This is a genomic window from Acidovorax delafieldii 2AN, assembly GCF_000175235.1.
Lineage (GTDB): Bacteria > Pseudomonadota > Gammaproteobacteria > Burkholderiales > Burkholderiaceae_C > Acidovorax > Acidovorax delafieldii_B.
Genome location: NZ_ACQT01000151.1, coordinates 1 through 9,027, shown reverse-complemented (window position 1 = coordinate 9,027; position 9,027 = coordinate 1). Strand labels below are relative to the sequence as shown.

General features: G+C 64.2%; 10 protein-coding genes and 1 tRNA gene. All 11 read right to left on the bottom strand.

All coding sequences use genetic code 11. The features are described 5' to 3' along the window. Positions 1-406 precede the first annotated feature (406 nt). Positions 407-1,732, bottom strand: coding sequence for a hypothetical protein (locus ACDELDRAFT_RS25145; protein ID WP_005798521.1), 1,326 nt, complete (start codon positions 1,730-1,732; stop codon positions 407-409). A gap of 207 nt (positions 1,733-1,939) precedes the next feature. Continuing rightward, positions 1,940-2,029: transfer RNA gene (locus ACDELDRAFT_RS15690), tRNA-Ser, on the bottom strand. A gap of 18 nt (positions 2,030-2,047) precedes the next feature. Beyond that, positions 2,048-2,728 carry an urease accessory protein UreG gene (gene ureG / locus ACDELDRAFT_RS15685; RefSeq protein WP_005798519.1) on the bottom strand — a complete coding sequence of 227 codons (681 nt, stop codon included), beginning with the start codon at positions 2,726-2,728 and terminating at the stop codon, positions 2,048-2,050. Then, positions 2,725-3,384 carry an urease accessory protein UreF gene (locus ACDELDRAFT_RS15680; RefSeq protein WP_005798518.1) on the bottom strand — a complete coding sequence of 220 codons (660 nt, stop codon included), beginning with the start codon at positions 3,382-3,384 and terminating at the stop codon, positions 2,725-2,727. The genes ureG and ACDELDRAFT_RS15680 overlap by 4 nt, the downstream gene beginning before the upstream one ends. A gap of 172 nt (positions 3,385-3,556) precedes the next feature. Next, entirely contained in the window at positions 3,557-4,240 is a 684-nt protein-coding gene (gene ureE / locus ACDELDRAFT_RS15675; protein ID WP_005798517.1) for an urease accessory protein UreE, read from the bottom strand. A gap of 56 nt (positions 4,241-4,296) precedes the next feature. Further along, on the bottom strand, positions 4,297-4,794 hold the full coding sequence (locus ACDELDRAFT_RS15670; protein ID WP_005798516.1) for a GNAT family N-acetyltransferase: 498 nt from the start codon (positions 4,792-4,794) through the stop codon (positions 4,297-4,299). Positions 4,795-4,805: 11 nt separating this feature from the next. Next, a complete protein-coding gene (gene ureC / locus ACDELDRAFT_RS15665; protein ID WP_005798515.1) occupies positions 4,806-6,524 on the bottom strand; it encodes an urease subunit alpha in 1,719 nt (572 codons plus the stop codon). Between the two features lie 95 nt (positions 6,525-6,619). Then, positions 6,620-6,925: an urease subunit beta gene (locus tag ACDELDRAFT_RS15660; protein WP_005798514.1), complete on the bottom strand. Its 306-nt coding sequence runs from the start codon at positions 6,923-6,925 to the stop codon at positions 6,620-6,622. 19 nt (positions 6,926-6,944) lie between these two features. Then, positions 6,945-7,559, bottom strand: a complete 615-nt coding sequence (locus ACDELDRAFT_RS15655; RefSeq protein WP_005798513.1) for a HupE/UreJ family protein — start codon at positions 7,557-7,559, stop codon at positions 6,945-6,947. A gap of 34 nt (positions 7,560-7,593) precedes the next feature. Continuing rightward, on the bottom strand, positions 7,594-7,896 hold the full coding sequence (locus ACDELDRAFT_RS15650; protein ID WP_005798512.1) for an urease subunit gamma: 303 nt from the start codon (positions 7,894-7,896) through the stop codon (positions 7,594-7,596). A 982-nt stretch (positions 7,897-8,878) separates the two neighbouring features. Continuing rightward, positions 8,879-9,027: Rho termination factor N-terminal domain-containing protein (locus tag ACDELDRAFT_RS15645; protein WP_005798511.1), on the bottom strand; the 149-nt coding region annotated here is incomplete at its 5' end.

Below are 9,027 nucleotides of genomic sequence, written 5' to 3'. Positions count from 1 at the left end.
CACAGCCAGCCTAACCAACGCTGGCTACACGCCCCCTATCAAAGTTGGATCGGCACACACTGTCAAGATTCAATCGGCGCCAACACGGTGGTTCCATACGGCCTGAAATAGGCACCCCGCTGTCAGATGGCATTGGGAAATGCGCAGGTCACGTAGGACGTAGAGTAGTTCCGCGTTGATCGGATTTTGGTAAGCGATTGCTAGGAACTCGGCGGTAGACAACGATGCTGGATGCATCTTGAATTTATAGCAGCCCGGTGCCATCGGCTACGCGATGCACGGAGCACGATAGTGAGGTATGCATTGGCGCGAAAGTGTTCAAGAGAGGATGCGCTGCTCGCACAATGGCCATGAGTGGTAGCCGCTATCTGCGGTCGTCGGGTGACAAGGCTTCCTAAGCTGCTTGCTACGACCTGCTTCTGATACCCGCCTCGCTCAAATGAATGCGAAGGGATTCCATTTCATCTCGTTGCTCGATGGCGTGTCGAGCAAGCCAATTCGGACCATGCGCATAAGCTCGTCCGTCCAAGATAGACAGTAGAAGGTATTCGATCCATAGCTGCAAATGATCTTCCGCAACGGAAAGGCTACCTGGGACACGCCTGCTGAAGTTTCTGCCATGTGCCAGTTCATTTCGGAGATCCTTCAGCCCTGGCAAGCCTTGCTCACCCAGAATCGGCCAGAGGCCAGAAATACCCGGCGGATATGCCGCTAGCAATGCTGGGATGATGCTATGCATGCCGCCGTTGGCGCTACCAAATTGCCGAGCTAAGCCCTCCAGTGCGACGAATAGGGCCAGAAATCGAGATTCGACGGAATGCTTGACTGTCGGATGGAGTGAATAAATGGCGAGGAAGACTGCATCGCTCTCAGACTCCCCAAAGCTACTAATTCGAGAGGAGGCCGATTGGATGAAATTCTCTAGATAGCTCGGATGAACCAAAACCTCTCTGGAGTCTTCCAATCCGTTTGCTGCTCTCACGCGGGAAAGAGGATAGTCCCATTCCTCATGCGTGACGCCGTTGAAGTAAGCGTGGAAACCGTGCACCACGACTCGCCAACGGGCCGCGAGTGAGAGCAGCAATGCAGCCGTGCGTGCGCTTTGCCTCAAGGTGTTCAATGGAGCAGGAGATGCGTTGGAAGGGTCATGAAACACCAACACAGGGGTACTCCTAGCGACAACGGTGTCTCCGTCGTCGTGATCCACCCAATTCCAATGGCGATCCAGTTCCAGCGCTAAACCCTCTCCGGATAAGTCGCGTACCAGAAGGCGCGGAGGGGAGTAGGAATGACCAAAGTCTCTATTGCCCCTGAAATCCATGCTCCATACTTTGGAAGGAATGGCGTAGTGCACCTGACTTAACTGAAAGGTCGCACTTTCGACAGACAGAAGCTCGTGATAAGCCCCTCCGCGCAGATTTCGTCGGATCGTCAAACGCTCAACATGATCAATTTCCAGAGTGGTGCCGCCTACACGTCGTCCGAACTGCGTGGATGAAGAGCGGATAAGGATGTCACTGGCCTCGAAGTAGAAACCTGGCTCCTCATCATTGACCAAAGAGAAGCCACTGCCGCATAGCTCATTGTCAACGGGCAGACCGAAAGCCTGGGCCTCCATTCGGCCATCGTCGGCAGGTTGTTTGGGGAGCCATACGCGGACGTCACAGAGGGGGCCACGTTGGCCCTGTTTTACCAAGTAGGCGTCAAGCTTGAAATCCGGACGATCATCCATTCGCACCTCAAAGTAGAGATAAGTGGCGCCATCTTCATCTGCATCAGGCTGCAGTCAACCAGCGCAGCAAAGTTATCGAGTATGAAGGAGCCACTAGGCCGTGCCTATTGGCTAGTGCGATGGGGGCCTACGCACCACTCCCTGCGATAGGTAAGCTGATGGGTAGAAAAGCAAAACGGGCCGCTCGGGCCCGTCTGTCATGAATCCTGGAAAGGGACTGTGAGATTCGAACTCACGGACGGTTGCCCGTCGGCAGTTTTCAAGACTGCTGGTTTAAACCACTCACCCAAGTCTCCGGGAGGGAAGGCGCGAATTCTAGCCCACGGCGGGCGCTGATCTTTTCAGCATGCCCCGCGTCTCGATGAAGCGGATCACGTCGGTGAGGCCGCTCAGGTCTTTCAGGTTGGTCATCACGAACGGCTTCAGGCCCTGGGCCGTGGTGCGCATGCGGGTAGTGTCGGCGTGCATCACGTCCAAATTGGCGCCCACGTGGGGGGCCAGGTCGGTCTTGTTGATGACGAACAGGTCGCTTTTGGTGATGCCGGGGCCGCCCTTGCGGGGGATTTTTTCGCCGGCGGCCACGTCGATGACGTAGATGGTGAGGTCGCTCAGCTCGGGGCTGAAGGTGGCAGCCAGGTTGTCGCCGCCGCTTTCCACAAACACGATGTCGGCGTTGGGAAATTCGCCCAGCATGCGGTCGATGGCTTCGAGGTTGATGGAGCAGTCTTCGCGGATGGCGGTGTGGGGGCAGCCGCCGGTTTCCACGCCCAGGATGCGCTCGGCCGGCAGCGCGCCGCTCACGGTGAGCAGGCGCTGGTCTTCCTTGGTGTAGATGTCGTTGGTGATGGCGATGAGGTCATAGTCGTCGCGCATGGCCTTGCACAGCATCTCCAGCAAGGTGGTCTTGCCTGAGCCGACGGGGCCGCCGATGCCTACGCGCAGCGGGGGCAGGGGTTTGGTGCGGTTGGGGATGTGGTGCAGGGTGCTGGTCGTCATGATCGGAAGAGGCGGGAGTACTGGGTTTCGTGCTGTGCCGACAGGATGGCCAGCATGGGGGAAAAGGCCTGGCGTTCGCTGTCCATCAGGCCGATGGCGTGGTCGGCTGCTGCAGGGATGGCATCGGCCAGCCGCGCCAGGATGCGCTGGCCTGCGTTCTGGCCTAACTGCATGGATTTGAGGGCCGCTTGCACCATGTTTTCGGCCCAGCCAAAGGCGTAGGCCAGCAACACATCGCGCACGGGTGCCTGGGTGGTGGAGGCTGCCAGCGCAAACGCCACGGGATAGGTGGGGGGCAGGCCGGCCAGGTGGCGCACGGCGGGCATCAGGGCCTCGTCGTCTTGGTGCTGGTTGCGCAGCCAGTCGGCCATCGAGCGTCCCATCTGCTCGGTCTGCAGGCGCATCTCGCTGGTTTCGCGGGTTTGCAGCACCCAGTCGTTGAGTCCGCGCACATGCGCCAGGTCGTTGCGCCGCCAAGCCCCCACGGCCTTGGCGATGAGGGCCATGTCGCCGCGGGCCTGGGCAATTTGGAGCTGGTCCTGCAGCCAGTTGCCCACGGCGGCTTCGGTGGCCATGCCGGCATTTTCAATGGCGCTTTCCAGACCCTCGGAGTACGAGAAACCACCCACGGGCAATGCGGGGGAGGCCAGCCACATGAGCTGTAGGAAGCTGGCGGCGGGCAGGGGGGCGGATGGGCGTTTGCGCACGGGGGGGAGGCTTTCGTCAGTCCGGTCGCCGGCAGGGTGTGGCAGGGCTCTTCACGGGGCGTGTCCTGGCTTCGACAAGCTCAGCCCGAACGGTGGGAAGAGGGCGCAGCAGCACGGGGGCTCAGTGGTCGTGGTTGCAGTGCGGGCCGTGCACATGGCCCTGGGCGACTACGGGGACGGCGCGGCCACGGGCAGCAGGTGTTGCGGCAGGCGTTTCAGCGCGCTCGTGCGCGTGGCCGTTGGCATGTTCACGCTCATGTTCACGTTCCTGAGCGGGCTTCTGGTCGTGGGAGTGATCATGGCCGTGTCCATGCCCATGTCCGCCATGGTGATGGTGCCCGCCGCCCTGCCCCGCAGCATAGGCCCCGCCTTCGGGTTCGAACGGCAGGCTCTGCTCGGTCACGATGAGGTGCATGGCGCGCAGCATGTCGGCCAACACGTGGTCGGGCTCGATCTTGAGGTGGTCGGGCTGCAGCTCGATGGGCACATGGCGGTTGCCCAGGTGGTAGGCGGCGCGCGTCAGGTCGAACGCGGTGCCGTGGTTGGGGCAGTGCGTGATGACCAGCACGGATTGCGGTGCCGCAAGCACGCGGACCATGGAGCCGTCTTCGCCCACCAGCACGTCGCCGCCGCGCACCAGCGTGCCGCGTGGCAGGAAGATGCCCAGTTCGCGCCCGGCCGAGTCGGTGGCGGCAAAGCGGCTTTTCTGGCGCACGTCCCAGTCGAGTTCGACGGTGGTGGCGCGCTTGAGCAGCACGGGCGCAAGGCCCTGGCCCTGGGGGAGAAGTTTGGAGACCTGGATCATGGTGAAGTCGGGGGAAAGTGCCGCGGGGCAAAGGCTGCATTGTCTGCCGGGCGGCTTCAGAGCTGCCGGGTCATGAAGCGGCTGTTGGGGTCCATCCCGTAGCTGCCAAAGGGCGGGCAATCGGTGAAGCCATAGCGCAGGTAGAGTTGATGCGCCGGCTCGAAGAACGGCTGGCTGCCCGTCTCCAGGCTCACGCGGTGGTAGCCCAGGTCCACCGCCTGGCCCAGGATGTGTTCCAGGATCGCGCGGCCCACGCCTTGGCCGCGCACCGACGCAGCGGTGCGCATGGATTTCAGTTCGGCATGCCCATCGCCCAGGTGCTTCAGGGCGCCCGTGCCCAGCAGGCGGCCGGGGTTGGCGGCAGCTGCATCGGGCAGCCAGGCCGTCCAGAATCGGATTTCGGGCTGGCGCAGCCGGTCCATGTCGAGTGCGTGAACGCTTTCCGGCGGCGAGGTGGCACGCATGTCCTGCAGGTGCTCCTCCATGAAGGCTGCGATGCGCGGGTCGCTCAGATCGTCCCGGCGGATGTGCAGGTCTTGCAGCAAGGCGTTCATGGGCCGCGACCTCAGAATAAAAAGTAGCGCTGCGCCATGGGCAGCACGGTGGCCGGCTCGCAGGTGAGCAGCTGGCCGTCGGCCCGCACGGTATAGGTCTGTGCGTCGATTTCCATCCTGGGCGTGTAGCTGTTATGCACCATGTCGCGCTTGCACACGCCCCGGACGTTGTGCACCGCGCTCAAGGTCTTGCGCAGGCCGAAGCGTTCGCCAATGCCTGCAGCCAGACCCGCCTGCGATACGAAGGTGAGCGAGGTCTTGGCGATGGCCCCGCCGAACGCGCCGAACATGGGCCGGTAGTGCACGGGTTGCGGTGTGGGGATGGAGGCGTTCGGGTCGCCCATCGCGGCCATGGCGATCAGGCCGCCCTTGAGGATGAGCGCGGGCTTCACGCCGAAGAAGGCGGGCTTCCAGATCACGATGTCGGCCCACTTGCCGACTTCGAGAGAACCCACCTCGTGGCTGATGCCATGCGCAATCGCGGGGTTGATGGTGTATTTTGCCACGTAGCGCTTGATGCGCGTGTTGTCGCTGCGGGCCGTGTCACCTTGCAAGCTGCCGCGCTGCACCTTCATCTTGTGCGCCGTCTGCCAGGTGCGCAGGATGACCTCGCCCACGCGGCCCATGGCCTGGCTGTCGCTGCTCATCATGCTGATGGCGCCAAGGTCGTGCAGGATGTCTTCGGCCGCGATGGTCTCCTTGCGGATGCGGCTCTCGGCAAAGGCCAGGTCCTCGGCAATGCTCGCGTCGAGGTGGTGGCACACCATGAGCATGTCCACATGCTCGTCCAGCGTGTTCTGCGTGTAGGGCATGGTGGGGTTGGTGGAGCTGGGCAAAAAGTTGTCTTCGCCCACCACGCGCAGGATGTCGGGCGCGTGGCCGCCGCCCGCGCCCTCGGTGTGGAAGGCGCAGATGCCGCGCCCGCCCACGGCGGCGATGGTGTTCTCCACAAAGCCCGATTCGTTGAGCGTGTCGCTATGGATGGCCACCTGCGTGTCGGTGGCTTCGGCCACGTCCAGGCAGTTGCTGATGGCCGAGGGCGTGGTGCCCCAGTCTTCGTGCAGCTTGAGGCCAATGGCGCCGGCGTTGATCTGCTCGTGCAGCGCATCGGGCAGGCTGGCGTTGCCCTTGCCGAGAAAGCCCAGGTTCATCGGGAATGCATCGGCCGCCTGCAGCATGCGCTCCATGTTGAAGGGGCCAGACGTGCAGGTGGTGGCCAGCGTGCCCGTGGCGGGGCCGGTGCCGCCGCCCAGCATGGTGGTCACGCCGCTGGCCAGGGCTTCTTCGATCTGCTGCGGGCAAATGAAGTGGATGTGGCTGTCGATGCCGCCGGCAGTGACGATGTTGCCTTCGCAGCTGATGACTTCGGTGCCGGGGCCGATGACGATGTCCACGCCGGGCTGCACATCGGGGTTGCCTGCCTTGCCGATGGAGGCGATGCGGCCTGCGCGCAGGCCGATGTCGGCCTTGAAGATGCCGGTGTGGTCTACCACCAGTGCGTTGGTCAGCACCGTGTCCACCGCGCCTTGTGCATTGCTGCGCTGGCTTTGTGCCATGCCGTCGCGGATGGTTTTGCCGCCGCCAAACTTCACCTCTTCGCCATAGCTGCCCGCGCGCAGCGTGTAGTCGGCTTCGACTTCGAGGAGGAGTTCGGTGTCAGCCAGGCGCAGCCGGTCGCCCACGGTGGGGCCGAACATTTCAGCGTAGGCGCGTCGTCCAATGGTTGCCATGGTGAGAGTGCTCCGCGAGAACTGATAACTATTGTTTTGATAGCTGCTAGCGCATGCTCCGTAAGCGCTAGAGGCTAATTTGGATTGAATATGGCCTACAGCGCGCCCTGCGTCAGGCCCTGAAAGCCGTACACCCGGCGGTCGCCCGCGTAGTCCACCAGCTCCACGGTGCGCTCCTGGCCCGGCTCGAACCGCACGGCGGTGCCGGACGGAATGTTCAGCCGCATGCCGCGCGCGGCGGCGCGGTCAAAGCCCAGGGCGTTGTTGGTCTCGGCAAAGTGGTAGTGCGAGCCGACCTGGATGGGCCGGTCGCCGGTGTTGCGCACCACCAGCGTGAGGGTGCGGCGGCCGGTGCTGAGCGGGTGTTCGCCGGGTTCGGTGATGAGTTCGCCTGGGATCATGGCGTGTTGCTCCGCTGGCTCAGGCCATCTGCGCCAGCAGCGCGCCACCAAACACTGCCACGCCTGCACCTGCGGCGCGGGCCAGCCACACGTGACGATGGCGCAGCGCCCAGCCAGCCGCTAAGCCTGTGCCGTGCAGCAACACGGTGGCGGCCAGCATGCCCGCCAGGGTTTGCCAGGCGCTGTCGCTGCCCGCCAGCTCGTGCCCGTGGGCGACGCCGTGGAACACGGCAAACACCCCCACGCCCAGCGCCGCCGCCAGACCCGGCACGCGCAGGCGCGATACGACCAGCAGGCCCGTGACCAGCAGCGACGCGGCAATCATTGGCTCCACCGCAGGCAGCGCCACGCCCTGCAGACCCAGCACGGCGCCCAGCAGCAGCATGGCCGCAAAGCCCACGGGGCCCCACAGCAGATCACGTCCGGCGCTGCGCGCAGCCAGGGCGCTCCACAGGCCCACGGCCACCATGGCGGCCAGGTGGTCCAGGCCGAACAGGGGGTGGACAAAGCCGCTCAGAAAACTGTTGTGGATGTGGGATTCAGCGCCGGTATGAGCGCTGGCGCTGGTACCGATTGCGCTGGCAGTTACAAAAAGAAGAGCGGCTGTATGGCGGTGTGAGAGTGCGATGCGCATGGGGGCTCCACAAAGAGGGAAAGAGGCAAAAGGGTCAGACGATCGGCTGGTGGACGGTGACGAGCTTGGTGCCATCGGGGAAGGTGGCTTCGACCTGGATGTCCGGAATCATCTCGGGGATTCCGTCCATGACATCGGCGCGCGTCAGCACGGTGCGGCCTTCGCTCATCAGTTGCGCCACGGTCTTGCCATCGCGCGCGCCTTCCATCACGGCGGCACTGATCAGTGCCATGGCCTCGGGGTAATTGAGCTTCAGCCCCCGGGCCTTGCGGCGCTCGGCCAGCAGGGCGGCGGTGAAGATCAAGAGCTTGTCTTTTTCGCGAGGGGTGAGTTCCATATCGTTTCACTCAATGCTGGTGTCAATGGCTCGCACGACCGCAGGTGCGGCCGAACGCGAGGAGCCAACAATTCCATATCGTTTCACTCCATGCCGGTCACTGGCTCGCGCAGCCGCCCATGCGGCCGATCGCGGGAGGTCATTTCCAAGTCGCTTCACTCGGTGCGTTGATGCGCCCGGCGGCTGCAAGCTGGAGGGGTTTCGTCGCGGTGTGCCAGCGAACGTGGCTGGAAGGTTGATGGTGGACAGCAAGCGCCGTGCCCGCCGCCGCAGGCCGACCGCCGCCGCAGGTGCGCCGTGTGGTGTGCATCGGATCTGTCGCTGGCCGTGCACGCTGTTGGTCGTGCTGCCGCACAGACGGAGGCGCATCGCGCCCGCCGGTGGGAAGGTGGGTGGTGATGCCTGCGGCCCGATGGCCGCTTCACCGGGGAGGCGTCATGCGTCGCGCTGCACGCCGCAGTGCCTGCGCGCTCCGCAGGGCGGGTGCGCGCTGGGAAGCGTCGGGCCGGTCGTGTGAGGCGGCGTGTTCATTGCTCCCCGCCGGTGCGCGGGGATGGCGATGTGGGCGGGTGAGTGCACCACCTTGGGACGGCCGTGCGCGCTCTTGCACCGGATTCGCCCCGGTTTGGTGCTACCCCCCCGAAGCTGCGGCGCCCTCCGTATGCGCTGGACGATGGCTGAGCGCTGTGGTGGCGTACGCGCCACAAATCGTCACGGGGTGCCAAGCCGTCACGCTGTGAGGGGCTGCAATGTGCGGTCGGGCGGTGCAGCGATGGCCGGCTGGTGCTGGCCCAGGGACCACCGTCAACGGGGCGGTACCGCGGGCGCCCGTTTTTTTGCAGAAAGACACGTATGGCGCTGGCTCAGCAAGCGATCGCAGCTATCTGCTGCATAGCGGCATAGCGGCATAGCGGCATAGCGTGAAACGGCGCAATGCATGCACCGGCTGGGTGGCCCCGCGGACGGCCCCCGGCGCCGCGCTTCAGCGGCCCACGGCCTTGGCCAGTTCCTGCTTGTTCATTTTCGAGCGGCCCTCGATGCCCTGGCGCCGGGCGTCTTCGTAGAGCTGCTCCCGCGTGCGGCCTTGCGCGCGCTCGTGCGACCGCTGCCCGCCGCGCACGGGCGCGGGGG